The following is a 26,810-nucleotide window of genomic DNA, read 5'->3' on the forward strand; positions in this document are numbered from 1 at the left end:
CTCAAACAGATATATGTAAATCTCGAGGTAATTGCAAATAAAAACCAGCTTCAGTAAGACGTTGCTTAACTTCATCTAAATCAGCGTTCTCTAATCGTTTAATCTTTTCCAAATCAAGCTCCATAACAAATTCTAAACGCCCCAGAAGCTTATCTAGTCCTTCTGGCAATTGGTTTAAATTATTTTCTTCTATAATGTAAAGATAGGTGTCCATTTTTTTTTCACTGCGATAAATTGAGCACTGCATGATTATTGTCCGTCAACACTATCTAGTAACTTAGTATCTCCAACTATTTCTTCAACTTTTTCCAATGCTCCACTATTAATTTCTAACTCTGGTTCAACCTCTGAATCTTGATTTTTAGGTTGAGATATAGGTTGCTGCACATCTTTAGGGACAATGGCTTCAGTTTCTTGTGTATCCATTGGCTGCCGTGGCAATTCTTCTAATCCTTCAAAGTGATCTGATGTCGCACTAGTAGCTTGTTTTTCTGAATTAGATTCACCAACTACATCTTCTTCAACAGGTGGTACCAATTGTTCACCTTCGAGTAATCTCACAGCCATTGATTGAATTTGATCATTTTTATAACTTAAGCCAAGGCTACCACCATTAACTTCTGACTCAATTATTACGCTTTCATCAATAATCTCAGTGAGTATCCCTTCTATTGTCGCGCCATCTGCCATAATAACGCGTACCCGTTTATTAATAGCATGGACACGCTGCGATTCTTCAATCACCTGATATCGAGCAGCTGGTGGGGTTTTACGCGCAACTTGATTAATCTCTTCAGGAACAATTTCTTTGATTTCTAACTGTTCGTACTCACTCCCAGTCAACAAAGGATCGTAGTTTTCTTCGACTTCAAGTGAGGCATCATCGGCCTGTTGTTGATTTGGTAACGGAGTATCCTCAGGCGGAGCGATTTTATCCTCAATTACTTTTACAACCTCATGATCTGGTAAAAATGATAAGTGTGATAGAGCGCCACCAGAAATGCTCACCGCTATCCCAAGAATACCTACAATAAGGATATATAACGCCTTCCTAACATTAAGCGATGACCAATGCGTAATAATATGAATTAAAAGTGGAAATAATATTAGCAGGCTAATGACCGCCCATATTTTTTTTGATTGGAATGAGTCTAAAAACAGCATAACTATTGCTGCTATAACTAGCGCTACCCCCAACCAAAATAGACCCATTTCAAGCATGTTTTACCTTTTTATCCTATGTGTCGGCCGATCAATTGAATCAAGGTAAGTATACCCAAACAATGCATTATTTATCTCATCAATCATCCCACTAGTCGGTGCAGAATCTGCCCCCATCTGCCCAAGGCGTAGCTTGCATCGATCAATAATCTGCTGCCCTTTGATATGTATACTATTGAGCATTTCATTAACGCAGTCACCTATCTCAAGCTCAGTGACTTCAAGCTGTTGCTGGTATTGCTCGACATTTAACGCATGAGAATCTCCAAATAGATTATGCCTATCTCCCAATACCTCTTGATAAGCCCCTAATAGGAAGAAGCCAAGTAGGTAGTCCTTACTATCAGGCTTATGCAGTGATAAATGGTCTTTTAACTCACCGTCCACTGCGTACTGAGATATTTGCCCATCTGAATCACATGTTAGGTCATGCAAGCGAGTTTGCTTCAAAGGCTGTTCATTTAATCTCGCTAACGGCGCTATTGGAAATATCTGATCTAAACCCCAAACATCTGGCATAGATTGGAATATAGAAAAATTACAATAATATTTATCTACGTTTGTTTGAAATCCTTTAACTCTTGTATCGCATTGTCGCAAAATTGCTTCAGCAATCGCACGTTGTTGCAGGTCAATTTCACCACGATGAAATTTATCATTAACTAACTTTTCAAAACTAATAATAAGATGTTGAGAAATACTTTGATTATCCCTAATTGAACTGAGAAGCTGCTTACCTAACTCATATAATTCACTGTCCCTCAGATCAGTTTCACTATCATGGTGCTTATCATCATGATCCTCTACTTCCAGCACATTTGTAATTAACAAGGCATGATGCGCAGTAATAGCACGACCATTTTCTGTTACAACGTCAGGTATAGGTAGATCTTTGCGCTTACAAAAATCATTAATTGTATTCACAACTGTATTCGCATAATCCTGTATTGAATATGCTCTTGAGAAATAACTAACATCACTCTTGGATGCATAGTCAACCGCTAGACCGCCACCAACATCTATAAATTTTAGTGCAAATCCACGCTCTACTAGTGCTGAATATATTCGCATAGCTTCACTCAGACCAACTTTAAACTCTTCAAGATTAGAGATCTGCGAGCCCATGTGGAAGTGCAACAAATGCAACCAGCTTTCATATCTCCATTGAATAAGCTTATCTAAACAAATAAGAATGTCTCTAGCATCCAAGCCAAATTTTGCATTGAGCCCTCCTGAATTTTGCCACTTTCCGTTTGCAACACTACACGTTCTTACACGCATGCCCAGTTTAGGAATCACTTCAATGTTTAGGCTTTCTTGCCTGATAATGTCTAATTCCGACAAATTTTCAATCACTAAGAATACATCAACACCCATTTGCTGAGCATATAAAGCAATCCGAATATAGGCTCTATCTTTATAGCCGTTACAGATCAGCTTGCCCTGTTTTAAATCCAACAAGCCTAAAGCAACCAGTAATTCTGTTTTACTACCGACTTCTAGCCCTATATTTTCAACTTTACTAGATAGTATTGTCTCAATCACAGTACGCTGTTGGTTGACTTTAATCGGGTAGTAAGGAATATGTTTCAGGCTACAGCTAGCAGCCTTTGCGGACTTTATAAAAGCATTATCTATTTCTAAAACACGTGCCTGTAAAATTTGAGGAAATCTAATTAGTGCAGGCAATGAGAGCTCTCGTGCACGAATTTCTTTACTTACCTCTACTAAATCAATTTCAGTTGATTCGTCCGGCTTAGCGACAATGTGGCCGTGCTGATTGACATCAAAATAACCTTCACTCCAGACTGGAATATTGTAAAATTCCCGCGCTCGTTTAAGTGTCCAAGCTTCATTAAGTGTATTGGCCATAATTATTAATGCAATTTAATTAGTAAAACTTTTTGTAATAAAGCTTATGAAAATTCAAAATACAGATTCTACTTGGTTTACTGAATACTCTAAAGAAGTTGGAAGTGCCTTCTCGTTAGAAACAACTAATTTACTTCATCAAGAAAAATCTACCTACCAAAACATAGAAATATACCAAACTAAAACCTTCGGCAAGCTCATGGTGCTTGATGGGTTTATTATGCTAACTACTCGTGACAATTTTCTGTATCACGAAATGATAAGTCATCCCGCGCTATTTAGTCATGCAAAACCCAGGCATGTGGCTATTGTGGGAGGTGGTGATTGTGGCACACTTCAGCAAGTTGCCAAGCATAGTTGCGTAGAAAGAATTACCCAGATTGAAATTGACGAGCGTGTAACACGGATATCCGAAGAATATTTTCCGGAACTATGCACTTCTAATGATGACCCGCGTACTCATTTTGAGTTTTGTGATGCTATCGAATGGATGCATAACGCACCTAGTAATAGCTTAGACATAATTATTGTTGATAGCACAGATCCAATAGGTCCTGCGATAGGTCTATTTCAAAAAGAATTTTACGAGAATTGCTGGTCAGTCCTTCGTGATAATGGACTCGTGATTCAACAAAGTGGGGCGCCGCTAGTAAACTGGGAAACAATTACTTCACCTATGCACAATGAAATGCACGCTGCTAAGTTCAATCAAACAAAATCCTTATTTTTCCCGCAACCTGTTTATCCCACTGGCTGGTGGTCAGCGACAATGGCAGCGAAGAATGATATTCATCTGATTCGAGATATCGACGCTAGCAATCTAAGTTTTGACACAAAGTACTACAACTATGATATTCACTTGGGAGCATTTGCAGTACCATCTTTTTTAAAATCATAAAAAAAGCGCCCATTGCAACTGCAAGGGGCGCTCAAGGTTGGCACACTTAAATACCAGGAGTATTACTATTTATTTTGGATTTACAAATTCTGGGTAGGCTTCCATACCGCATTCTGCGATATCAACTCCTTCCATTTCATCTTCATCACTCACACGTATTCCCATTATTAGCTTAATAATGAACCATACGATTAATGAGACAATGAACGTCCATGCAAATATTACTAATGCACCATATAACTGAGTGCCAATATTCGCATCACTATTAGAAAAGACAACAGCAATTAATCCCCATACGCCAGCTGTACCATGAACTGATATAGCGCCAACAGGATCATCTAGCTTGAACTTATCGAGTGTAACAATGCTGAATACAACAATGATTCCACCGATAGCACCAATTATTGTTGCTAACAATGGAGTTGGTGTTAATGGTTCTGCAGTAATTGACACCAATCCAGCAAGTGCGCCATTAAGTGTCATCGAAAGATCAGCTTTACCAAACATTAACTTAGCCGTTATCAATGCTGCAATTACACCACCTGCCGCTGCTGCATTAGTATTTACAAATACAAGTGCGACTGCATTAGCTTCTCCAACATTTGAGACCATTAGCTCTGATCCACCATTGAATCCAAACCAACCCATCCAAAGAATAAATGTTCCTAATGTTGCAATTGGCATATTAGCGCCTGGCATAGCTACTGCTTTACCATCAGAGCTATATCTGCCTTTACGCGCACCAAGAAGTATTACGCCTGCCAATGCAGCAGTTGCGCCACACATATGCACGACACCGGATCCCGCAAAATCTAAGAACCCTGCAGCATCTAAGAAGCCACCGCCCCATTTCCAAAATCCTTGAACAGGGTAGATGAAGCCAGTCATGAAGATAGCAAACACTAAGAATGACCATAACTTCATTCTCTCTGCTACTGCTCCAGATACTATAGACATTGTCGCTGCAACAAAGACTACTTGGAAAAAGAAGTCTGATACTGCAGAGTAATAAGTATCACCACCGCTTGCGATCACATCTGCAGCTGAATTATCTTCACTACCTAAAAGGTCCAGAACAAATGGCCACCAAGTGCTATCGGTGCCGCTGTACATTATGTTGTACCCCATTAGCATGAACATCGTACATGCGACAGAATATAACGCAATATTCTTTGTTAAAATTTCGACGGTACTTTTAGATCGTACCAATCCTGCTTCTAGCATGGCAAACCCGGCTGCCATCCACATTACAAAAGCGCCCAATACTAGAAAATAAAACGTATCTAGAGCGTAAGCTAATTCTATTACTTGATTTTCCACAATTCCCTCCTAATTTAATAGGTGTTATTTTTATAGAGCTGCTGCACCTGACTCGCCAGTTCTAATTCGAATCACTTCAGCAAGTTCAGATACAAAGATTTTGCCATCACCAATTTTCCCAGTATTTGCAGCCTTGGTAATTGCGTCTAATGCAGATTGAAGCAGTTCGTCGTCAATTGCGATTTCCAATTTTATTTTTGGTAAAAAATCGACAACGTATTCTGCGCCTCGGTAAAGTTCTGTGTGACCTTTCTGTCTCCCAAAACCTTTGACTTCTGTCGCAGTAATGCCTGTTACACCAATTTCAGATAACGACTCTCTTACGTCATCTAATTTAAATGGTTTAATAATTGCTGTTATCAGCTTCATTGGTTTTCTCCCACTTGTTTTCAATTATTAGAGATTCACTCTCTATATTTATGTCTCAAAGTTGTAGGGCCTGAAATTTTTAAACCAATAAAAATCTACGTTCTTACTGAAACTTCCTGCATGCAGTTAAGACTCAGCGAGTCTTAACTGCGATTGCTTTGAGATCTGTACTAATTAGATGACATCAAATCCCCAGCTTATAGATACATAAGCTTCTGTTTCTTCATCATCGCCATCAACACTGCCATCATTAAGATCCATCGTATGAACTAGTGCTCCTGTCACCTCGAATCCTCCAAGCTCCATGGAATATCCAAGTTCAACATAATTACCTAACGCGTCATCTGCGTCGTCGCCAAAGTCACCATAAGTTAGATAAGCTCCGTTATATCCAATGGTTCCAGCCATGAAGGTATAGTCTTCACCTTCGATCATTCCATTTTTATCTAGGAAATCCGAGTTGTACTCACCAATCGTGTACTCAAAATCAAAGCTAACATCGCCCGCTGAACCACCTGTGTATAGATTTACTTCGTTGTACTCAGAATCAAAATTGTCTGAATATTGATAAGTCGTATAGCCAGCTCCTAAATAAAAGCCGCTTTCAAACTCATAGACGTATCCAGCATATAGGTCATACTCAATGCCTGTACCAACATCAGCGACCCACGTACCTGCATAAAATCCCATATACTCAAGATCTAGTCCGCCATTACCAACACCAGTATCTTGGAAGATACCGCGGAAGATATAGTCAGATAATATTCCTGCATTTCCAGTCACAATAGCGTCATCAGCAATAGAGGTTGCTGGTGCGACTAAGATTGATGATGCAACTGCTGCGCTCCCTAATAAGCTAGTAATTTTTTTGTTCATTTTATTATTTCTCCGTTGAAAATTATTTCTGTAATCTTACTTGAGACTAACAAAGCACATCTCATGCCACCGAAATAATAATTTTAAATTCAATGAGTTATAATAATTCAACGCTTTTACGCACTTATTTGAACACTGAGCAGCACCAATATAGAGCTTATTTGCCTTATTTTGGTGCGTTCAAGTATGGAATTGTTCTGAACTAGACTTGCGCGTAGTTTTCTACTAATTTGCCTTTATGAAAATCAATCCACAGCACCTAGATGAAACCATTTCCAAATTGAAAGAACTTTTGCCAGCAGATATAAGTGATTTCAAAAATACTGGCGAACAAAAGTTAAAGTTAATTTTAGAAGGCATGCTACAAAAGCTGGATATGGTCTCTAGAGAAGAGTACGAAGTACAAGCGGAAGTCCTTAAACGCACACGTCAACGCTTAGAGCAACTAGAACAACGCATAGCTCTACTCGAAGATAATTAAACCACGTATATTTTTCCTATAAGCTATTTTAGCCATGTCATCAGTTACTACTGACGACATGTAGATAGGAGAAATATGTCAATTGCGACCATTTATAGTCGTGCACAAACAGGGATGGATGCCCCATTAGTTTCTGTGGAAGTACACTTATCTAACGGTTTGCCAAATTTTACCATCGTAGGGTTACCAGAAACTGCTGTCCGAGAAAGTAAAGATAGAGTACGTGCGGCGATTATAAATTCTAACTTTGAATTTCCAGCACGCCGAATAACGGTCAATCTAGCACCTGCTGAGTTACCCAAGCAGGGTGGTAGATTTGACTTGCCAATAGCAATTGGGTTGCTTGTTGCCTCCAAGCAGCTCAGTGAAAGCGTCTTACATGATTATGAATTTTTGGGCGAACTTAGCCTTAGTGGCGAACTCCGTAAAACCATTGGCATTCTGCCAGCAGCGCACGCCTGCCAAAATATTGGATGCAAACTTATTACCTCTTTAGACAATAAAGAAGAACTCACACCGATTAGCCATAATACATATTTCTGCGCCTCGCATTTACTAGATGTGTGTGCTCATTTGAATAATATTAAAAAAATTATCACCAAGCCCGGAGTAATATCAAATAATCAATCATCTATTCAATCATCTATGTGCGATATTTATGGTCAGCAGCAAGCAAAAAGAGCTTTGTGTATAGCTGCCGCTGGACAGCACCATGTGCTTATGATTGGTTCTCCTGGGTCAGGAAAATCTATGCTTGCAAATCGTTTTCCATCATTATTGTCACCACTGAATGAATCAGAGATGTTAGAAACCTGTAGTGTATATTCAATTGCAAATGTCAGTGGTCAAAAACGTCATCCAAAGTCGCGGCCTTTTCGTTCACCACACCATACTGTATCAGCAATTGGTTTAGCTGGAGGTGGCTCGCACCCTCAACCTGGGGAAATTTCATTAGCGCATAATGGTGTTTTATTTCTAGATGAATTTACAGAGTTTGATCGACGCGCTTTAGAAATTTTACGCGAACCGATTGAAACTGGTTTTATTACTATTTCGAGAGCTTCGGCACAAATTGAGTTCCCAGCACGTTTCCAATTAATTGCAGCCATGAATCCTTGCCCCAATGGTTGTGACATTAATCAATATGGACAATGCAGATGCTCAAACCAACAGTTAAAAAAATATCGTAATAAGATTTCCGCACCTTTACTTGATCGAATAGATTTACAAGTGAGTGTCCCAAAGTTACCGACGCGGACATTATTTAATGCCAACACTGATTCCCAGCAAGACTGGCATTTGATTCATACAAATATCGAATTGGCACGGGCGCTGCAAATAGAAAGACAAGGAAAACTTAATGCATTACTAGAGGGCAAACAAATGCAGCAGGTTTGTCAGTTGCCACAAGACAGGAAACAAAAAATACTAGAGATGTTAGAACGCTTAAATATTAGCGCGCGTGCGTTTCATCGAATCTTAAAAACATCACGCACAATAGCTGACTTAGAACAAGCGAAAGACATCACTCAAACTCATATAGCCGAAGCAATGTCTTATCGTCAATTTGATAGGTTAATGAAAAATTAAAATTTACTTAATCATGAAGTCGACAGCTGCGTTGATCGCATCATCAGACATATCTACACGGCCTCCTTTAGCGGGCATGGCGCCAATGCCATTAATTGCATTCGCGTAAAGCGTGTCTATACCTTTAGCTAAGCGAGGTTCCCATGCTGCCGTGTCACCCGGTTTAGGCGCGTTGAGAACTGCCGCTGCATGACATGATGCACACACTTGCTGATAAACTTGCTCGCCACTTAAATCTGCCGCTGCCACTTGTGTTGGTGCAGCTGCCACAACTTGCGGACCTGCTCCCTCAGGAACACTCCCAATGTGTACTTCACCGACCGGTTTAACTCTTTCTGCTACAGCATTTTGAACTCGCAAATCTGATTCCATAGAATCTGAGTTGTACAAAACATTAGATATTACAAGAATCACAATAGTGAGTCCTACTAGGCCTACTAATACGGCCATGAACATGGTTGTAAACTGTCTATCTTCCAAGGTAACTCCTGATCAATATACTTGCCTAAAATTTGTGGACGCGATTATAAATCATATGTGTCGTTATCACCACGTAGTAACAAGCACATTCTGAATTTTGATTTGCCTAGAATTACTGCTTAGTTATCGATCAATACTAGCTTTCTAAAGATATTAGTCCTCGAATGAGACTATTTAGAGTGCTATATGGCGCCTCACTAGCAGTGCCTGTCAATTTGACGCCGTTCGTCAAAAGACATCTCACACCTATCAACTGCGGAATATTACCTCACTAATACACAGGTATGCTTACTGTAATCACTAGGATGTGAAAGCAAATGCGAACAGAGATACGCAGAAAAACAAAGTATATCTACTTTAGGATAATTAACGCGACAGCTATTCAAAGTAATGAACATTATGGCAATGATGGTCATTTAATCGAGCGAAACAACTCTAGCCGATTATCTTTTCCACCTTCAAATTCTAAAAAATCTCGTTATTAGCTATTAAATTCAGTTATTCACCTTCATGAACTGTCAGGCTGTTGATCACATCCACCAACTGCGAATAACCTCCCGCATCTGATGCAGAAGTTTTATATTTCCCGTCGACAATAACTGCAGGTACACCTGTCACTTGGTACTGACGAATTAATTGCTTAGCACGGTTGATTTTTGTTTCCACAGCAAATGACGCAAAACTCTCTCTAAATTTAGCTTCATCTATATCATGAGTGGCTAAATATCTTGCCATAGAGTCGAGATCATGAAGTCCGCGACCTTGTTCATGAATACCGCTAAACAAAAGTTCATGTCCTTGCTCTAATTTACCCATAATCTCGAGCGCATAATAAGCACGTGCATGTTGTTCCCAACGAGCGTTGAATATCGCAGGTACACGCACAAAATTTACATCGTCTGATTTCTCCTTCTTCCATTTATTAATATAAGGTTCAAAATCAAAACAGTGTGAACATCCATACCAAAATAGCTCAACTACCTCATGGCGTGCATCATTTTCAACTAATCTCGGAACTGCTGGATCCAGTGGGAGATAGCCTTGACCAGCAGTGGCATGTGCATGATCGTCAGCTGCGATTGCCGCTGAAACAACAAATAATAAAACTAATGTTCCAGTAATTTTTAAAAATTTTTCCATCATGATCTATCCAATTTGACTATCCAGTTGGTTGTTTACTATACACATAAAACATCTATATGCTTGATTACATTACCATTTAGAGCCTATTGATAATGGATAGTTCTGCTATAACTAGCCTATTTTAATGTAATCCCTGAATGTATTGAGCCAGTGCTTTAATTTCAGTATCAGTAAGACGCTCCGTGACACTGACCATAATTGATACCGCAGGATCAATATCTTTTTCTAACGTAGGGTCAATTGCACGATAAGCTACTAGTCTGCTTTCTGTATAAGCAGCATGTTGACCACTTAATTTCGGGAATTTAGCTGGAAGATTGCCAGCACCATTTGGAAGGTGGCAAGCCGTGCATGCGGTGACATCTTTATCAATTATTCCGCCTCGATATATAGCTTCACCCATTTCGACCAATTCTGGGTCCGCCGCGCCTGGTGTTCCAGTTTGAGCTTCATAAAAAACAGCTAAATCGTGCATATCTTGCTCGCTTAATGCAGCAGCTTGTGGAGCCATTAGTGCATTTTCACGTGTCCCATCTTTAAACATTTTAAGTTGAGTATATATATAAGGCGCACCTTGACCTGCTAATTTAGGCCACGCTGGATTGACGCTATTCCCATCTGCGCCATGACAAGCGGCACATGGGGCAGACTTAGCTTTACCAGCTTCTGCATCTCCCGCTGCATATAATGAATGACTACCGAATACAAATAGTAGAATTAATAATTTGATAGAAATTTTCATGTGACCTTCCCAAAGTGCATAATCTTAAGTTAAACAACCTATATGTTCCTCACACCACTCAGTGCGGGCGCTTTGTATACCATAAAACTATAAGGCCTCGCAAAAGTAACCCTCAATATTATGGATTTTAAAAATCAACTAGCGAATACTGCATTCTACACTAGCGCTTCATCAGCTGACTCTTTACCTCCTGATGAAGGTCATGAAGTAGCCTTTGCAGGGCGCTCAAATGCAGGCAAATCAAGTGCAATTAACCGTTTATGCCAGAAAAAAAGCTTAGCGCGTACGTCAAAAACACCCGGGCGGACTCAGCTAATTAATTTTTTTAGTGTCTCGCCATTAAACAAACTTGCTGACCTCCCTGGATATGGTTATGCAAAAGCTAGCCATAGTAAACAACGGCAATGGTTAAAATTACTTGAATATTACTTTACCCATCGGCAAGCCTTAAAAGGCACGATAATTGTGATGGATATCCGGCACCCTTTCCAAGACTCCGACCAAAAGATGATCGACTGGTGTGTACATCATCAGTGTGATGTTCATATCCTACTGAACAAATCCGATAAATTAAGCCGAAATCAGGCACATAAGCAATTACAGATTGCAAATAAAATTTTGTCGCAGTATCAAGACGCACTCACAAGCATTCAATTGTTTTCAGCTTTAACTGGCAATGGTGTTGATGAAGCCGCAAGTAAAATTAAACGATGGTTTGAAGCTGAGTAAAATAGCCCTGAAGCAAGTTGTATTGCTTCAGGGAAATATATCAGGCTTGGAATTGGGGAGACCAAGCCTTCCGCTCAGGGAGGGAAGCGGTTAGTGCATCAAATGCACATGGTAACTAAGACTTTATGGATGTGATTTAGTTCAAATTAATTTGCTTAAAAGCTTTTCTTTATATAGACCCCATAACTATCATCTTCTGCTTGTCCATACTGAGCTGGGATATCAAATTCGTAATCACTATTTTCCGATAAAGCCTTATGTAAAGACTCCGTTGTAAATACACCAATTTTTGTGTTTGGTTCAGCTAATGGTGAGAATTTTATCTCTTCCTCTTCATTACCTTGGTAGCTTGGCGCTATTCCAGATGACATCTTTACCCATTGTTGAGATGAGTTTGCATCAGCAGCTTCTACGCCATGATATAAATTTAATAACTCTTCGCGTTGCAAATCCAGTGCAAACGCAGAAGTGCTAAAAAACAGTGATATCCCCACTATAATAATTCTTCGCATCATGTTCTTATCCTCGTCCTGTTGAGAGTCCCTTCTCATATCTCAGTCTTCTGCTGAGTAGATGAGTCGCCCTGTTGGAAGAGAATTATAAGAACCCGCTTTGCTGCTAGGGACCAGACTAGATTAGCGGTTCTAGCAACACGATCAGTGGGCTTCGTCCCAGTTCAATCCACTATTGGCATCGACGACCAAGGGAACGCTCAAATCAGCGGCGGAGACCATATGTGTAATAATGTGTTGCTTAGCTTCTTCTAAAAATGTGTCCCTGATCTCAAAAACCAGCTCATCATGCACCTGCATGATCATCGAAGCAGGGGTTTTAGGTTTATTGATCCATTCATCAATACTTATCATTGCGCGCTTAATAATATCCGCCGCACTACCCTGCATTGGCGCATTTATCGCGGTACGTTCCGCATATTGGCGACGCTGTGCGTTACGCGAATTAATTTCAGGTAAATACAATCGACGCCCAAAAATTGTTTCAACAAACCCTTGTTTGTGAGCGAGTTCTCGCATTTCATCCATGTAGCTTTTAACTCCAGGATAGCGATCGAAATATAAGTCAATATATTTTTGCGCTTCACCACGATGCACTCCTAATTGTTTACCTAAACCAAAAGCAGACATGCCATAAATCAAACCAAAGTTAACTGCTTTAGCTGCGCGACGTTGATCTTTAGTAACCTTATTCAGGTCTACCGAAAATACTTCTGAAGCAGTAGCAGTATGCACATCTTTCTCTTCAGCAAAGGCAGCTACTAGTCTTTTGTCTTCAGATAAATGCGCCATAATGCGCAATTCAATTTGCGAGTAGTCGGCAGCTAACAACACTTTCTTTTTACTTGATATAAAAGCTTGACGAACACGTCGCCCCTCTTCGGTACGAATAGGTATATTTTGCAAATTAGGGTCCGTTGAAGATAAGCGCCCAGTAGACGCCACTGCTTGATGATAAGACGTATGCACTCGTCCCGTCAGCGTGCAAATTTGTTGAGGTAATTTGTCGACATAGGTTGTTTGCAACTTCTTCAATGACCTATATTCGAGGATTAGCTCAGGAAATTCGTACTCATGCGCTAACTCTTGCAACACATCTTCAGCAGTGGATGGCTGCCCTTTAGGTGTTTTACGAATAACAGGGAGCTCCAACTGTTCAAATAAAATTTTCTGCAATTGCTTTGGTGAATCCAAATTGAATTCTTCACCAGCCATTTTATAGGCCTGTTTTTCAAGTTCACTTATTTTTGAAGACAACTCTTTACTTTGAACATCCAATAGTGATGCGTCAATTAACACACCGTTACGCTCAAGTCTTGATAAGACAGATATCATTGGTACTTCAACATCACGATACAATATTGTTTGTTTCTCTAACTTAGATAATTGCGGCCAAAAAAAGTGATGCAATCTTAACGACATATCAGCGTCTTCAGCGGCATAATCAAGTGCAACATCCAAGGAAACCTTATTAAAGGTAATTTGTTTCGCTCCTTTCCCCGCGACTTCTTCAAACTTAATATTTTGATGGCCTAAGTGTAATTCACATAGGGTGTCCAGATCATGTCGGCTTGCAGTGGAGTTTACAACGTAAGATTCCAACATGGTGTCATGCTTAATACCTTCCAGTTGCACATCGTAGCGCGCTAGCACAGATTGATCATATTTCAGATTGTGCCCCACCTTTGCAATATCAGGATTCTGCAAAATATCGGTTAGCTGATTTAATATAAATGCTAATGACAATTGTCTGGGTGCATTTTCATAATCATGTGCAATCGGTAAATACGCTGCCTCCCCTGGTTTCACTGAAAAAGACATCCCCACTAAATTTGCAACCATGTAGTCTAGATTATCTGTTTCAGTATCAAACGCGAATAGCTCAGCATTTTTTAATTTTTTTATCCATGCCGTCAGTTGCTGATGGGTAAGGATTAACTCATATTCAACCTTATCTGACACTGATAGCTGGCTGGGTTTTTCATCAAGTGATTTATCCTCTCCTATTTCTTCAACCTCATTTAACCAAGTCTTAAAATTTAGTTCTGTATATATATTTTTTAAGGTTGCATTATCTCTTGGTCCAATTTGTAATTTATTAACTGCAAAATCCAGTGCTACATCATTTTTAATAGTTGCCAGGCCATACGACAGTGGTAATTGATCGACAGCTGCTCGTAGTTTTTCTCCAATCTTTCCTTTTACTTCATCTGCATGGTCAATCACTCCCTGCATAGTTTCAAATTGTTGTAACCACTTGACCGCAGTCTTAGGTCCTACACCCGGCACTCCTGGGATGTTATCCGCCTTATCTCCCATCAGTGCTAAGTAATCAATGATTTGCGCAGGCATAACACCAAACTTTTCCTCCACACCTTTTTCATCCATTCGAACATCGTTCATTGTATTAATTAAGCTAACGCGTTCATCAACCAATTGCGCCATATCTTTATCACCCGTAGAAATGAGCACACGAAAATTTTCAGATACAGCGGTTTTAGCCAAGGTACCGATTACATCATCCGCTTCCACATCTGGAACTGATAAAAGCGGAATACCCAGTGCCTCAATTAATTGATAAAGTGGAGCAATTTGGACTTGCAAATCATCAGGCATCGGTGGGCGATTCGCTTTGTAATCCTTATACATCTCATGACGAAATGTTTTCCCTTTTGCATCAAATATTACCGCTGCATTTTGTGGTTGTTCCTCTTCAATCAATTTGCGCACCATGCGTACTACTCCATATACAGCACCTGTTGGCGTGCCTTCATGATTAGTTAAAGGAGGCAGGGCGTGAAATGCTCGATATAAATAAGAGGAACCATCAACTAGGAGTAATAAAGGATCTTTTTTCATTAGTAATAAATAACTTTCATAATCGCAAATAGGCAGTATCGAACGTTATCATGTACACTCGCGCAAGGGAAAAATTGAATATCTAAGCATGGACAATAAAATAGAAAAACAGCCGCTTGAGGGCCCTGGAAAATCCAGCACTTTATCCCGTGAAAGCTGGAAAATATTTCAAATTATCGCCGAGTTTGTTGAAGGCTTTGAACGCCTCTCCAAAATTGCACCATCAGTAAGTATATTTGGTTCTGCTCGCACACCTACTGATCATGCTTTCTATAAACTGACAGAACAAATTTCACGCGAATTATCTGATGCTGGTTTTACTGTTGTCAGTGGTGGCGGTCCAGGAATTATGGAAGCCGCAAACAAAGGTGCTTTTGCCGGCAAGTCACCTAGTGTAGGACTAAATATCATGTTACCCAACGAACAGTCTGGAAATTCTTTTCAAGATATCTCACTAGACTTCAGACATTTTTTTTCCAGGAAAGTCATGTTTGTAAAATATGCTTCTGCCTACGTAGTATTACCCGGAGGGTTTGGCACACTTGATGAACTTGCTGAAATACTAACGCTCGTACAAACAGGGAAGTCTCGCAAGATCCCAATAATACTTGTGCAATCTGATTTCTGGGTGGGCTTGCTTGATTGGTTCAAAGAATCGCTACTTAAAAATGGAACAATATCTGCTTCGGATTTAGATTTAATGCAAGTTATTGATGACCCATCAGAAGTTGTTACTGCAATTTTTGATTATTATGAAGGCAGAACATTTGAGCCTTCCACAGAAGAACAAGAAAAACTACTCGAGCTATAATCTACAATTCAGAGTGTTAAGCTAATACTAACTCCAATATCTGATGCTAGAAAAAATCCAGCTATTCATAAATAATATTAACGAATGGCTTGGTCGCAGTGTTGCCTGGTTCATTATTGCCATGGTAGCAATAACATTCTTCAATGTTGTGATGCGTTATGGCTTTAACTTTGGCTTAATTGCTGTTCAAGAAAGTGTCATTTATTTACATAGCTTCGTGTTTATGCTTGCCATTGCATATACTTACAAACACAATGAACATGTCAGGGTTGATATTTTTTATTCAAAATACTCAATCTATCAAAAAGCATGGACAGATCTTTTCGGTACTCTTTTTCTACTAATACCTTTTTGTTTATATTTAATTTCATCTAGCTGGGAATATGCTACAAACTCATGGAAACTACTTGAAGGCTCACGTGAAGCTGGAGGACTACCACTAATATTTATATTAAAAACGCTAGTGCCGCTAATGCCTTTTTTACTATTATTACAGGGTATATCAACCATATGTAATAGCATCATTACGCTTAGGTCTAAACTAGATTAGCAATGGAAATTATTGCCTTCATTATGTTTCTCATTGTCATTGCTGTGTTAATGACAGGATATCCAGTAGCTTTTACTCTTGCGGGCGTATCACTTGCATTTGCATTTTTAGGAAACTTCACGAGTGGTTTTGATTCCTCGTTAATGCATGCATTACCAAGTCGTATCTTTGGCATTATGAATAATGAAACATTGATCGCTGTTCCACTGTTTGTATTCATGGGTGTGACATTGGAACGCTCCAAAATTGCCGAGAATTTACTTGACACTATGGCGCAATTGTTTGGCTCACTGCGAGGCGGCTTAGGGTATTCAGTTGTCATTGTTGGTATGTTGCTTGCCGCAAGCACAGGTATTGTGGGCGCTACTGTCGTCACAATGGGATTACTCTCATTACCTACTATGCTAAAAAGGAATTATGATCCAGCTCTTTCTAGCGGTATTATTTGTGCTTCCGGAACACTCGGACAAATTATCCCCCCTTCAATCATCCTAGTGCTACTAGGAGATGTGATTTCTTCTGCATACCAACAGGCTCAATTAGATCAAGGAATATTTTCACCTGACACAGTCACAGTAAGTGACTTATTTTCTGGCGCCATTGTGCCAGGAATGATATTAGTGACTTTTTACATTTTATATTTAATTTATATTGCATTAACAAAACCTTCATTGATGCCAGCAGCACCAATTAGCAACAACCAAACAAATTTATTCTCTCAATGTATACGCGCATTGTTTCCTCCCATTGCATTAATCGTAGCAGTTCTAGGGTCTATAATTGGGGGCTTAGCGACACCTACGGAAGCAGCTTCTGTAGGTGCTGTAGGTGCATTGTTGTTAGCACTATTTAATCGGCAGTTAAATCTAGACTGCATTCAACATATTATTCGCAGCAGTGTTCGTGTCACTTGCATGGTATTTGCAATATTTATTGGTGCGTCTATCTTCTCTTTAGTATTTCGTGGATATGGTGGCGATGACGCCATACACGAATTTTTAACTCAGCTTCCTGGCGGGGTATTTGGTGCTGTGGCGACAGTAATGCTAGTGATGTTTATTCTTGGGTTTGTATTAGACTTTATAGAAATCACTTTTGTTGTAGTTCCGATTGTAGGACCAATATTACTTATGATGGGTGTTGATCCAGTTTGGTTAGGAATCATGATTGCAATTAATTTACAAACATCATTCTTAACGCCTCCATTTGGATTCGCATTATTTTATTTAAGAGGAGTGGCGTCGAAGCTAGTCACAACCCGACAGATTTACAAAGGAGTGTTGCCGTTTATTTTGATCCAGTTGGCGGTGCTTGGGTGTCTCTCCAAGTGGCCAGAGTTGGCCACTTGGTTACCTGAGAAACTAAATTCTTAATTTAGTAAGAAGATATTTTTGGTACTAACTGGAAGTAACCAACAATTACTAGAATTAAGTAAGCCAACCCTATTGCAAAAGTTAAACCTTTTTTAGTGGCAGTGCCTTCATTGGTTGCACGCAATGGGCCGGACATGATGACTAGTGCGATGACAGCACTGACAAAAAAGAATCCTTGGGTGCCCCATTCTTTCGCATCCCACATTACTTTCCATTTGCTAAAAATATCGTCCATTATTCCTCCCGTGTTATGGCATTCTATTATCGTTATTATAAATTTTGGGCATTATATCAGCCACTTAAAATTAATTCTTAGTTTATCTAATCTATACTACGACCATCGCAAGTCTTATTTTATTCATTATTATTCAATAACTTACAATTAACGCATATTCAGGTATGCACGTTCAGATAAATTGTACCAAGCCTTAGACTTGGCCAAAAAGCCCTGATAAGAATCATATATCTCACGAGCGAATGGATCGCTACCCACCACTTCAGCCACTACTTGCTCAGACAATGCGCGTAATTTCTCAATCACATCAGCAGGAAATTCTCGTACATCAACTTTATGCTCATTAACTAATGTTTCTAATGCATCATTATTACGCGCAACGTATTCCAACATCATATTTTGATTGGCAACTCGCGCCGCATTTTGCACAATACTTTGTAAGTCACTTGGAAGGCTATTATAAGCTCCTTCATTAATGAAGCATTCAAGCGTCGTACCCGGTTCATGCCAACCTGGTGAATAATAATATTTTGCTGCTTTATGTAAGCCAAATGCTAAATCATTATATGGGCCAACCCATTCAGTGGCATCAATAACTCCTTTTTGAAGGGATACAAATAGATCTCCTCCTGGAATATTCACAGGCGTTCCGCCAGCAAGTCGTAACACTTCGCCACCCAATCCTGGGATACGCATTTTTAATCCCTGCAAATCTTCTACCGAGTTTATTTCTTTATTAAACCAGCCACCCATTTGCACCATGGTATTTCCCGCTGCCATCGGCACTAAACCAAATGGCTTATATGCACGCTGCCATAATTCCATCCCACCACCATGATATAGCCAGGCATTCATTTCGTTGGCGGACATGCCAAATGGAACTGTCGAAAAGAATTGCAATGCAGGATTTTTGCCTTTCCAGTAATACGCAGAACCGTGCCCCATTTCCGCAGTTCCAGCAGTAACAGCATCAAAAATTTCAAGCGCAGGAACAATTTCACCTGCGCCATAAACTTTGATGTTTAATCGGCCATTGGACATTTCGCTAATGGTTTGTGCTAAAAATTCTGCGCCTGTGCCTAAACCCGGAAAATTTTTTGGCCAGGTAGTAATCATCTTCCAGTTTATAGTTTTACTGGTTACAGTCGAAGATGCGACTGTCTGATTAGATGTTTGCTCATTACATGATGCAGCAGTAAAACTAGCCGCACCTACTCCAAGATATCGCAAAAACTTTCTACGTGAATTTTTATTAATCATTAGAACACCACCTCTGTCAAACTAAATTTATTTTCTTAACCAAGCACGGTTAAATTAGCGTAGGCCAACACTAACCATTTACTTCCACTGCCTTCAAACTTAACTTGTACACGAGCACTATTTCCATTTCCTTCTTGGTCCATTACCATACCTTCTCCAAACTTCTTATGTGTTACGCGTTGCCCTACACGTATTCCTGCTTCACCATCATCGATTCTTCTTTTTACTTGAGGCATTGGATCAGGACTGTGTATTGTCTGAGTCACGCGCGTACGCGGCCTCACTTCAACTATTAGCTCGGCAGGGATCTCATTAATAAACCTTGATGGTGGATTATAATTTTCATTACCATAATGTCGCCGAGATTCAGCAAAGCATAACATTAAATTTTCCCTTGCCCTCGTGATACCTACGTAACACAAGCGCCTTTCTTCTTCTACACGACCAGGCTCATCCATAGACATGCTGCTTGGGAATAAACCTTCTTCCATACCCACTAGACAAACAAGAGGAAATTCTAATCCTTTAGCAGTATGTAGAGTCATCAATTGTACGCAATCTTCCCATTTAGATGCTTGTCCTTCACCGGATTCAAGTGCTGCATTAGATAAGAACGCATCTAGCTCTGAAAGCTCCTCACCATCTTCACTTTCATAACGAAATCCTCGCGCTGCTTCTATTAGTTCATGTAAATTTTCTACTCTGGACTGACCTTTCTCAGAACGATCTTTTTCAAAATGAGTTTGTAACCCAGATAAACTAATCACTTGCTCAACCTGTTCTTCTAACTCTTGATCTTTAATTTCATCAGACAATCTTTCGATCAAATTCACAAACTGCATCAAAGCGCCTTGTGCTCTTGCTGCTAAAGAACCTTGAGATATAATTGTTTTAGTCGCATCCCATAGAGGTATAGATTCAGCACGCGCATGATCTCGAACAACATGCAATGTTCTGTCACCAATGCCACGTGGTGGATGGTTAACAATTCTTTCAAAAGCTGGATCAGCAATTCGGCTAGAACTCAACCTTAAATAAGCTAATGCATCTTTAATTTCTGCGCGCTCAAAGAATCTTAAACCGCCGTAGATACGATAAGGAATTTGTTGCGCTATCAGATTTTCCTCAAATACACGCGACTGCACATTTGAGCGGTACAATATGGCAATCTCACTGTACTTACGCCCTGGCTGAGTCACCCATTCTTTTATACGCTCAATTACAAACCGCGCTTCATCATGTTCATTATAAGCTGCATATAATTGTACCGGCGAACCCTCATTTCCTTCAGTCCAAAGCTTTTTGCCTAGACGGCCTTGATTGTGATCAATCAGTCCGTTTGCTGCTGATAATATTGTACTGGTAGATCGATAATTCTGTTCAAGACGAAATGTTTGCGTATCAGCATAATCTTTGCTGAATGAAAATAAATTTTCTATTTTCGCTCCGCGCCAGCCATAAATAGATTGATCGTCGTCACCGACAGCAAAAACTGGGTTGTTGTTCCCCGCAATCAACTTCAACCAATCGTATTGAATTGAATTTGTATCTTGAAATTCGTCAACCAATACATGTTGGAAGCGGTTACGGTAATGAATCAAGACATCTTCATTATTCCTTAGTAGCTCTAGTGAACGTAATAATAGCTCAGCAAAGTCAACTACTCCTGCGCGTTCACATGCTGCCTCATATGCGATATACACTCTTAGCAGCTGACGCGTTGTTAGGTCACCACCATCTTGTATTTGACTTGCACGCAATCCCTCATCCTTACGCGCATTAATAAACCACTGCGCTTGCTTTACTGGCCACTTCGATTCATCAAGCTCCAAACCTTTCATTATTCTTTTAACTAAACGATGCTGATCATCAGAGTCTAAAATCTGAAACGCTTGCGGCAAGTTGGCTGCTTGCCAATGCGCGCGTAACATTCGATGAGCGATACCATGAAACGTCCCTACCCACATACCTGATAAGTTTGCTTCGAGAAGACTTTCAACTCTGCCTCGCATTTCTGCCGCGGCTTTATTAGTGAAAGTCACAGCTAACAATCCGTATGGTGATACACCTTCCACATTGCACAACCAAGCTATGCGGTGTACTAGCACACGTGTTTTGCCACTGCCTGCGCCCGCTAACACCAAGGCAGGACCTGGAGTAGCCGTAACTGCATTACGTTGTTCTTGATTCAGGCCATCAAGTATAGGAGATACATCCACAATAATTTTTCACTAGTCTCGAAACCACTGCTCTTAACAGACAATTTCTTTGTTATTTGAATAAACTAAAAATAAAAGGTAATTGCTACTGCCGCAACGATTGCTATCACAGCACTCGCAATAGAAATTCGTTTTTGCTGTTTATATTTTTGTTCTAACTGTTGCACTTCCCGCTTGAGCATTTCATTTTGCTGTTTAGGTGCCTGTTGCGCACTTATCAAGTAACTATGTATTAATGAGGGGAGCTCAGGTGCTTGTTCTAACACTTTAGGCAAGTGATGGCGCATACCTTTGACTAACGCGCGCACGCCAACTTGTTCACTCATCCAGCGATCCAAAAATGGTTTTGCAGTTTTCCAGAGGTCTAGATCCGGGTCTAATTGACGACCAAGTCCTTCAATATTCAATAAAGTTTTTTGCAGTAATACAAGCTGTGGTTGCACTTCCATCTGAAATCTTCGAGCAGTTTGAAATAAGCGCAACAATAAATTACCAAACGAAATTTCACTAATTGGTTTTTGAAAAATTGGTTCACATACTGTTCTAATTGCTGATTCAAAGTGATCAATTCTAGTGTGTGCAGGCACCCAGCCAGATTCTAAATGCAATTCAGCAACACGGCGATAATCCTGATTAAAGAAGGCTAGTAGATTCTCAGCTAAGTAGCGCTGATCTTCAATTGACAATGACCCCATTATTCCAAAGTCTACTCCCAGGTACTTAGGATCATCTGGTGTCTCATAAGAAACAAAAATATTCCCTGGATGCATATCAGCATGAAAAAAATTATGTTTGAACACTTGTGTAAAGAATATATTTACACCGCGTTCAGACAATTTTTTCATATTAACGTTATTAGAATTTAATGTTTTCACATCGTTGACTGCGATACCATGTATACGCTCCATCACCATCACATTGACTCGACAATGATCCCAATACACTTTTGGCACATACAAGTCTGGGCTATCTTCAAAATTTCGTCGCAACTGACTTGCATTTGCAGCTTCACGTAATAAATCTAACTCGTCCATGACAGTCTGCTCGTAGTCTTCGACAATTTCTCGAGGACGTAACCTCCTACCATCTACCCAGTATCGATGAGCCAAGTCTGCAATTAAATGCATGACCTCTATATCTCTTTTTATAAATTTTCTCACATCAGGTCTTAACACTTTAACAACTACATCCGAACCATCATGCAAAGTTGCTGCATGGACCTGCGCAATTGACGCTGAGGCTAGCGGGGTTTCATCAAAGGCCGAAAATATTTCGCTGACATCACAGCCAAATGCTTTTTCAACAATTCGTCGCGCTTCATCTCCTGGGAATGGAGGTACACGATCTTGTAGCTTAGTTAGCTCGTCCGCAATATCATCTGAAAGCAAATCACGGCGCGTCGATAACGCTTGGCCGAATTTAATGAATATAGGACCCAAATCTTCTAGTGTTCGCCTAATGCGTACGCCGTGTGAAATATCGACTCTTCGAAACCAATGCCAAGGAAGTAATAATAATATGAAGCGTATTGGTCGGAATAAGTGAATAGCAAAAATAACTTCTTCAAGTCCATGCCGTACTAATACAATATTAATTTGGATAATACGAAAGAATTGGCGAAGTAGGCGCATAATTTAATATTGATTAATTGCGATTTTTTAAGCGATTTAATCGCGCTTCTAAACGATCGGTCTGTGCTCTAACTTTGTCGACACCTTGAATGAATTGTTCTACTTCGCCTTTAGTTGCTGAGGCTTGTATATTATCCTGAAGATAATCACGAATGTCTTGGCGCATATTGTCATTCAATTGTTTCATAATAGACTGTACTGATTTTGCACCTCTGCCCAACTGATAAGCAACTGCATCACCTGTGTACTTCGACAATATTTCTTCCCAATCTATTTCAATTTCACGTAATGTATTTTGAAACACACTTGCAATATGTGCATCGCCTTTTATTTCAATACCACCATTTTTAATTAGCTTATCTTGTTCTACGCCCATTAAAAATTCTGGTAATATTTTCAACGAAACAGAAATCTCTACATTTGCTTCTATTTCAAGATCTAACTCTTGTTGAAAGCAGTGTTGCCCAACACGCAGTAACAAAGTTTTATTAAGCTCTCGTAAATGCAGAGAAATCAGCTTACCTTTTATTTGATCTAGGCCAACTACACGTTCTTTATCTAATTCTATATATCGATTTAACCCAGCTACAATCAAATCATTCATATCAATATTTATACCCGATATGCGCAGCCACAATTCCACCACTCATGTTTACGTAGCTACAGCGGTCGAATCCAGCGTCGGCAAACATCTGTTTTAAAGTAATCTGGTCTGGATGCATTCGAATTGACTCTGCCAAATAGCGATAGCTGTCTTGATCTTTAGCCACCCATTCACCGAGCTTAGGCAAAATGGAGAAAGAGTACATATCGTAAATAGGCTGCAGCCAAGGTGCGGGCTTAGAAAATTCTAAAACGATAAATTTTCCTGCGGGCTTCAATTTTGCATACGCCGATGCTAAACATCGTTCTTTGTAGGTCACATTACGCAAACCAAAGGCCATAGTAATACAATCAAAACTATTATCTGCAAATGGTAGCGCTTCAGCATTTGCTTGCACATAATTCAGATTGTTCATTAAGCCACGATCAATCATTCTTTCCCGACCCACGCCAAGCATGCTGGCATTGATATCACACAGAACAACTTGCCCTTGGTCGCCAACGTTTTTATGTAATTCTGACGCTAAATCGCCAGTACCTCCGGCTAAATCCAATACTTTTTGTTTAGGCCTTACTGCAGCTACATGCAATGCGAATTTTTTCCACAAGCGATGCAACCCCAGAGACATTAAATCATTCATTACATCATAATTGTCAGCAACAGATTCAAACACCTGCCGCACACGTTGAGTTTTCTCCTTTGGGCTTACATTGGTATAACCGAAGTGTGTTTTATCTTGCTCACTCATAAACAAATTTAGTGTGTGTTTCTCTTATGCCCTGCGGCTTCCAAACGATCTAAGTAGCTCTTCCATTTTTCGTCTTGATTAGTACCCAAGTCATGTAAATGTTCCCAACTATACAAACCTGAGTCATGGTTATCGTCAAACACTAGTCTTACTGCATAATTACCTACTGGCTCTATGGCTGTAATATTGACGTCTTCTTTACCCACTTGCAGCACTTCAGTACCAGGACCATGCCCAGTCACTTCTGCCGATGGAGAATACACGCGCAAAAATTCGCACGTAAATTCATATCGCGAACCATCATCAAAGGCAACTTCTAGCACTCTAGACTTTTGGTGTAATTGTATTTCTGTTGGAACAACCTTAGCCATGTTTACTTCCTTGCTCTATTTAATTAATTTTACGTCACTACAGAATATAACGACTTAAATCTTCATCTTTACTTAGCTCTGAAACATTGTCATCGACATACTGTTTATCAATAACAATTTTCTGTCCGCTTTTATCTGATGCCTCAAATGACAATGATTCTAGCAATCGCTCCATGATGGTATGCAGTCGGCGTGCACCGATATTTTCAGTACGTTCATTAACATCGTATGCTGTTTGAGCGATACTTTGAATGCCGTCTTTCTCAAACTCAAGTGTAACCCCTTCTGTAGCCATTAATTCAACATATTGCTCTGTTAAGGAAGCTTTTGGCTCAACTAGAATGCTAACAAAATCCTCAACTTTTAATGCATTTAATTCTACTCTAATAGGCAAACGACCCTGTAACTCTGGAATCAGATCAGTTGGCTTTGACAAGTGGAATGCTCCAGAAGCGATAAAAAGAATGTGGTCTGTTTTTATCACGCCATGTTTTGTTGACACCGTGCAACCTTCAACCAAAGGAAGTAAATCACGTTGCACGCCCTCACGAGAAACATCGGTACCGCTGTATTCACCACGTTTGGCAACCTTGTCAATTTCATCTAGAAATACTATGCCATTTTGTTCAACTTGATGTAATGCACGCGCTTTTACATCATCTTCATTAATTAGTTTTTGCGCTTCTTCGTCTGTTAGAACTTTAAATGCATCTTTAACTTTCAGTTTACGTTGATTTGTTTTCTGCGTACCCATGTTTTGGAACATACCCTGTAACTGACTCGCCATATCTTCCATACCTGGCGGTGTCATAATTTCCACACCAAGTGGATTTGCTTTTACATCAATTTCAATTTCTTTTTCGTCCAAATCACCTTCACGTAATTTTTTCCTGAATTTTTGCCTTGTTTCACTTGCAAAACCAGCTTTATTGTTTTCAGCGCTGTTAAAATTTTCTGCTTTTGGTGGTGGCACAAATACATCTAGAATACGTTCTTCTGCCGCTTCTTCAGCACGAAACTTTACCTTTGACATTTCTACTTCGCGCATTTGATTAATAGCGCTATCGGTCAAATCTCTGATTATTGATTCAACATCTCGCCCCACATAACCGACTTCAGTGAACTTTGTAGCTTCTACTTTTATGAAAGGCGCGTTAGCAAGTTTTGCTAAGCGACGTGCAATTTCTGTTTTACCCACACCAGTTGGACCAATCATTAAAATATTCTTTGGTGTGACTTCAGTTTGCAAAGCTTCCGGCAACTGCATTCGGCGCCACCGGTTACGTAAGGCAATAGCTACTGCTCGCTTAGCGTCATCTTGACCAACTATGTGGCGATTTAATTCTTCGACAATTTCTCGCGGTGTCATACTAGACATAACAAATTCCTTTTAAACTCTATAATTCCTCAATAGCGACATTATTGTTTGTGTAAATACATATACTTGAAGCAATACTTAATGCATTGTCTACTATTTCACGAGCATTTAATTGGCTATGATCTAATAATGCACGAGCAGCCGCTTGGGCAAATGGTCCACCCGATCCAATTGCAATTAAAGAATCTTCAGGTTCAATCACATCGCCATTACCAGAAATCACTAAAGAGGTAGTTTGGTCAGCAACCGCAAGCAAAGCCTCTAAGCGACGCAACATACGGTCAGTACGCCAGTCTTTGGCCAGCTCTACAGCAGAACGTGTTAGATGCCCGCCGTGTTTTTCTAGCTTACCTTCAAAACGCTCAAATAAAGTAAAAGCGTCTGCGGTACCACCTGCAAAGCCTGCTATTACTTGTCCATTGTATAATCGGCGGACTTTCTTCGCGTTACCTTTCATCACTGTGTTGCCCAGCGTGACTTGACCATCACCACCGAGTACAACTTGTCCATCACGTCTTACTGAAACTATCGTAGTCAT

At 39.9% G+C, this 26,810-nt stretch carries 27 protein-coding genes; 7 read left to right on the forward strand and 20 right to left on the reverse strand.

Translation table 11 applies throughout. The annotated features are described in order from the left end of the window. Window position 1: 1 nt before the first annotated feature. The 3 genes from R8G33_09020 to speA are packed head-to-tail and all read right to left on the reverse strand — an operon-like array spanning window position 2 to window position 3,093. Window positions 2–247 carry a YcgL domain-containing protein gene (locus R8G33_09020; GenBank protein MDW3095798.1) on the reverse strand — a complete coding sequence of 82 codons (246 nt, stop codon included), beginning with the start codon at window positions 245–247 and terminating at the stop codon, window positions 2–4. Between the two features lie 2 nt (window positions 248–249). Further along, window positions 250–1,221, reverse strand: a complete 972-nt coding sequence (locus tag R8G33_09025; protein ID MDW3095799.1) for a hypothetical protein — start codon at window positions 1,219–1,221, stop codon at window positions 250–252. Between the two features lie 3 nt (window positions 1,222–1,224). After that, on the reverse strand, window positions 1,225–3,093 hold the full coding sequence (gene speA / locus R8G33_09030; protein ID MDW3095800.1) for a biosynthetic arginine decarboxylase: 1,869 nt from the start codon (window positions 3,091–3,093) through the stop codon (window positions 1,225–1,227). Between the two features lie 46 nt (window positions 3,094–3,139). Here speA and speE point away from each other — a divergent pair, with 46 nt between their 5' ends. Beyond that, a complete protein-coding gene (gene speE, locus R8G33_09035; protein ID MDW3095801.1) occupies window positions 3,140–3,991 on the forward strand; it encodes a polyamine aminopropyltransferase in 852 nt (283 codons plus the stop codon). 69 nt (window positions 3,992–4,060) lie between these two features. Here speE and R8G33_09040 read toward each other — a convergent pair whose 3' ends face one another. The 3 genes from R8G33_09040 to R8G33_09050 form a co-directional block, all read right to left on the reverse strand. After that, window positions 4,061–5,311 carry an ammonium transporter gene (locus R8G33_09040; protein ID MDW3095802.1) on the reverse strand — a complete coding sequence of 417 codons (1,251 nt, stop codon included), beginning with the start codon at window positions 5,309–5,311 and terminating at the stop codon, window positions 4,061–4,063. A gap of 30 nt (window positions 5,312–5,341) precedes the next feature. Then, complete coding sequence (glnK, locus tag R8G33_09045; GenBank protein MDW3095803.1) at window positions 5,342–5,680, reverse strand: P-II family nitrogen regulator; 339 nt, start codon at window positions 5,678–5,680, stop codon at window positions 5,342–5,344. Between the two features lie 174 nt (window positions 5,681–5,854). Next, window positions 5,855–6,556, reverse strand: coding sequence for a TorF family putative porin (locus R8G33_09050; protein ID MDW3095804.1), 702 nt, complete (start codon window positions 6,554–6,556; stop codon window positions 5,855–5,857). Window positions 6,557–6,794: 238 nt separating this feature from the next. On the opposite strand from R8G33_09050, the gene R8G33_09055 reads away from it, so the two are divergent. Together R8G33_09055 and R8G33_09060 are read left to right on the forward strand one after the other, a co-directional pair. Beyond that, window positions 6,795–7,037, forward strand: a complete 243-nt coding sequence (locus R8G33_09055) for an accessory factor UbiK family protein (GenBank protein ID MDW3095805.1) — start codon at window positions 6,795–6,797, stop codon at window positions 7,035–7,037. A 75-nt stretch (window positions 7,038–7,112) separates the two neighbouring features. Further along, window positions 7,113–8,627 carry a YifB family Mg chelatase-like AAA ATPase gene (locus tag R8G33_09060; GenBank protein ID MDW3095806.1) on the forward strand — a complete coding sequence of 505 codons (1,515 nt, stop codon included), beginning with the start codon at window positions 7,113–7,115 and terminating at the stop codon, window positions 8,625–8,627. A 3-nt stretch (window positions 8,628–8,630) separates the two neighbouring features. Here the strand turns inward: R8G33_09060 and R8G33_09065 are convergent, their stop codons facing one another. The 3 genes from R8G33_09065 to R8G33_09075 form a co-directional block, all read right to left on the reverse strand. After that, the gene (locus R8G33_09065; protein MDW3095807.1) at window positions 8,631–9,107 is read right to left on the reverse strand and encodes a c-type cytochrome; all 477 of its coding nucleotides are present in this window, start codon (window positions 9,105–9,107) and stop codon (window positions 8,631–8,633) included. Between the two features lie 498 nt (window positions 9,108–9,605). After that, entirely contained in the window at window positions 9,606–10,250 is a 645-nt protein-coding gene (locus R8G33_09070; GenBank protein ID MDW3095808.1) for a thiol:disulfide interchange protein DsbA/DsbL, read from the reverse strand. Between the two features lie 121 nt (window positions 10,251–10,371). Beyond that, a complete protein-coding gene (locus R8G33_09075; protein ID MDW3095809.1) occupies window positions 10,372–10,992 on the reverse strand; it encodes a c-type cytochrome in 621 nt (206 codons plus the stop codon). A gap of 120 nt (window positions 10,993–11,112) precedes the next feature. Here R8G33_09075 and yihA point away from each other — a divergent pair, with 120 nt between their 5' ends. After that, window positions 11,113–11,721: a ribosome biogenesis GTP-binding protein YihA/YsxC gene (yihA, locus tag R8G33_09080; protein ID MDW3095810.1), complete on the forward strand. Its 609-nt coding sequence runs from the start codon at window positions 11,113–11,115 to the stop codon at window positions 11,719–11,721. Window positions 11,722–11,876: 155 nt separating this feature from the next. Here the strand turns inward: yihA and R8G33_09085 are convergent, their stop codons facing one another. After that, window positions 11,877–12,236 (reverse strand): hypothetical protein, encoded by a 360-nt coding sequence (locus R8G33_09085; GenBank protein ID MDW3095811.1) that lies wholly within the window; start codon window positions 12,234–12,236, stop codon window positions 11,877–11,879. Between the two features lie 141 nt (window positions 12,237–12,377). Beyond that, complete coding sequence (gene polA / locus R8G33_09090) at window positions 12,378–15,092, reverse strand: DNA polymerase I (protein MDW3095812.1); 2,715 nt, start codon at window positions 15,090–15,092, stop codon at window positions 12,378–12,380. 88 nt (window positions 15,093–15,180) lie between these two features. Between polA and R8G33_09095 the strand changes: the two genes are divergently transcribed. The 3 genes from R8G33_09095 to R8G33_09105 are packed head-to-tail and all read left to right on the forward strand — an operon-like array spanning window position 15,181 to window position 17,826. After that, complete coding sequence (locus R8G33_09095; protein MDW3095813.1) at window positions 15,181–15,903, forward strand: TIGR00730 family Rossman fold protein; 723 nt, start codon at window positions 15,181–15,183, stop codon at window positions 15,901–15,903. A 43-nt stretch (window positions 15,904–15,946) separates the two neighbouring features. Next, on the forward strand, window positions 15,947–16,453 hold the full coding sequence (locus R8G33_09100; protein MDW3095814.1) for a TRAP transporter small permease subunit: 507 nt from the start codon (window positions 15,947–15,949) through the stop codon (window positions 16,451–16,453). Window positions 16,454–16,455: 2 nt separating this feature from the next. Next, window positions 16,456–17,826 (forward strand): TRAP transporter large permease subunit, encoded by a 1,371-nt coding sequence (locus R8G33_09105; GenBank protein MDW3095815.1) that lies wholly within the window; start codon window positions 16,456–16,458, stop codon window positions 17,824–17,826. Between the two features lies 1 nt (window position 17,827). Here R8G33_09105 and R8G33_09110 read toward each other — a convergent pair whose 3' ends face one another. The 9 genes from R8G33_09110 to hslV all read right to left on the reverse strand — a co-directional run bounded on the left by R8G33_09110 (window position 17,828) and on the right by hslV (window position 26,810). Beyond that, window positions 17,828–18,061 carry a hypothetical protein gene (locus tag R8G33_09110; protein ID MDW3095816.1) on the reverse strand — a complete coding sequence of 78 codons (234 nt, stop codon included), beginning with the start codon at window positions 18,059–18,061 and terminating at the stop codon, window positions 17,828–17,830. A 147-nt stretch (window positions 18,062–18,208) separates the two neighbouring features. Continuing rightward, window positions 18,209–19,321 (reverse strand): TRAP transporter substrate-binding protein, encoded by a 1,113-nt coding sequence (locus R8G33_09115; GenBank protein MDW3095817.1) that lies wholly within the window; start codon window positions 19,319–19,321, stop codon window positions 18,209–18,211. A gap of 35 nt (window positions 19,322–19,356) precedes the next feature. Next, window positions 19,357–21,540: a DNA helicase II gene (gene uvrD / locus R8G33_09120; protein ID MDW3095818.1), complete on the reverse strand. Its 2,184-nt coding sequence runs from the start codon at window positions 21,538–21,540 to the stop codon at window positions 19,357–19,359. A gap of 65 nt (window positions 21,541–21,605) precedes the next feature. Next, window positions 21,606–23,171: a ubiquinone biosynthesis regulatory protein kinase UbiB gene (gene ubiB, locus R8G33_09125; protein ID MDW3095819.1), complete on the reverse strand. Its 1,566-nt coding sequence runs from the start codon at window positions 23,169–23,171 to the stop codon at window positions 21,606–21,608. Between the two features lie 13 nt (window positions 23,172–23,184). Next, a complete protein-coding gene (locus tag R8G33_09130) occupies window positions 23,185–23,775 on the reverse strand; it encodes an SCP2 sterol-binding domain-containing protein (protein MDW3095820.1) in 591 nt (196 codons plus the stop codon). Window position 23,776: 1 nt separating this feature from the next. Next, entirely contained in the window at window positions 23,777–24,523 is a 747-nt protein-coding gene (gene ubiE / locus R8G33_09135) for a bifunctional demethylmenaquinone methyltransferase/2-methoxy-6-polyprenyl-1,4-benzoquinol methylase UbiE (protein MDW3095821.1), read from the reverse strand. Between the two features lie 8 nt (window positions 24,524–24,531). Beyond that, window positions 24,532–24,894: a DUF971 domain-containing protein gene (locus R8G33_09140; protein ID MDW3095822.1), complete on the reverse strand. Its 363-nt coding sequence runs from the start codon at window positions 24,892–24,894 to the stop codon at window positions 24,532–24,534. Between the two features lie 37 nt (window positions 24,895–24,931). Further along, window positions 24,932–26,272, reverse strand: a complete 1,341-nt coding sequence (gene hslU, locus R8G33_09145; GenBank protein ID MDW3095823.1) for an ATP-dependent protease ATPase subunit HslU — start codon at window positions 26,270–26,272, stop codon at window positions 24,932–24,934. 19 nt (window positions 26,273–26,291) lie between these two features. Continuing rightward, the gene (hslV, locus tag R8G33_09150; protein MDW3095824.1) at window positions 26,292–26,810 is read right to left on the reverse strand and encodes an ATP-dependent protease subunit HslV; all 519 of its coding nucleotides are present in this window, start codon (window positions 26,808–26,810) and stop codon (window positions 26,292–26,294) included.

The organism is Gammaproteobacteria bacterium, assembly GCA_033344735.1.
Classification (GTDB): Bacteria; Pseudomonadota; Gammaproteobacteria; order UBA4575; family UBA4575; genus UBA1858.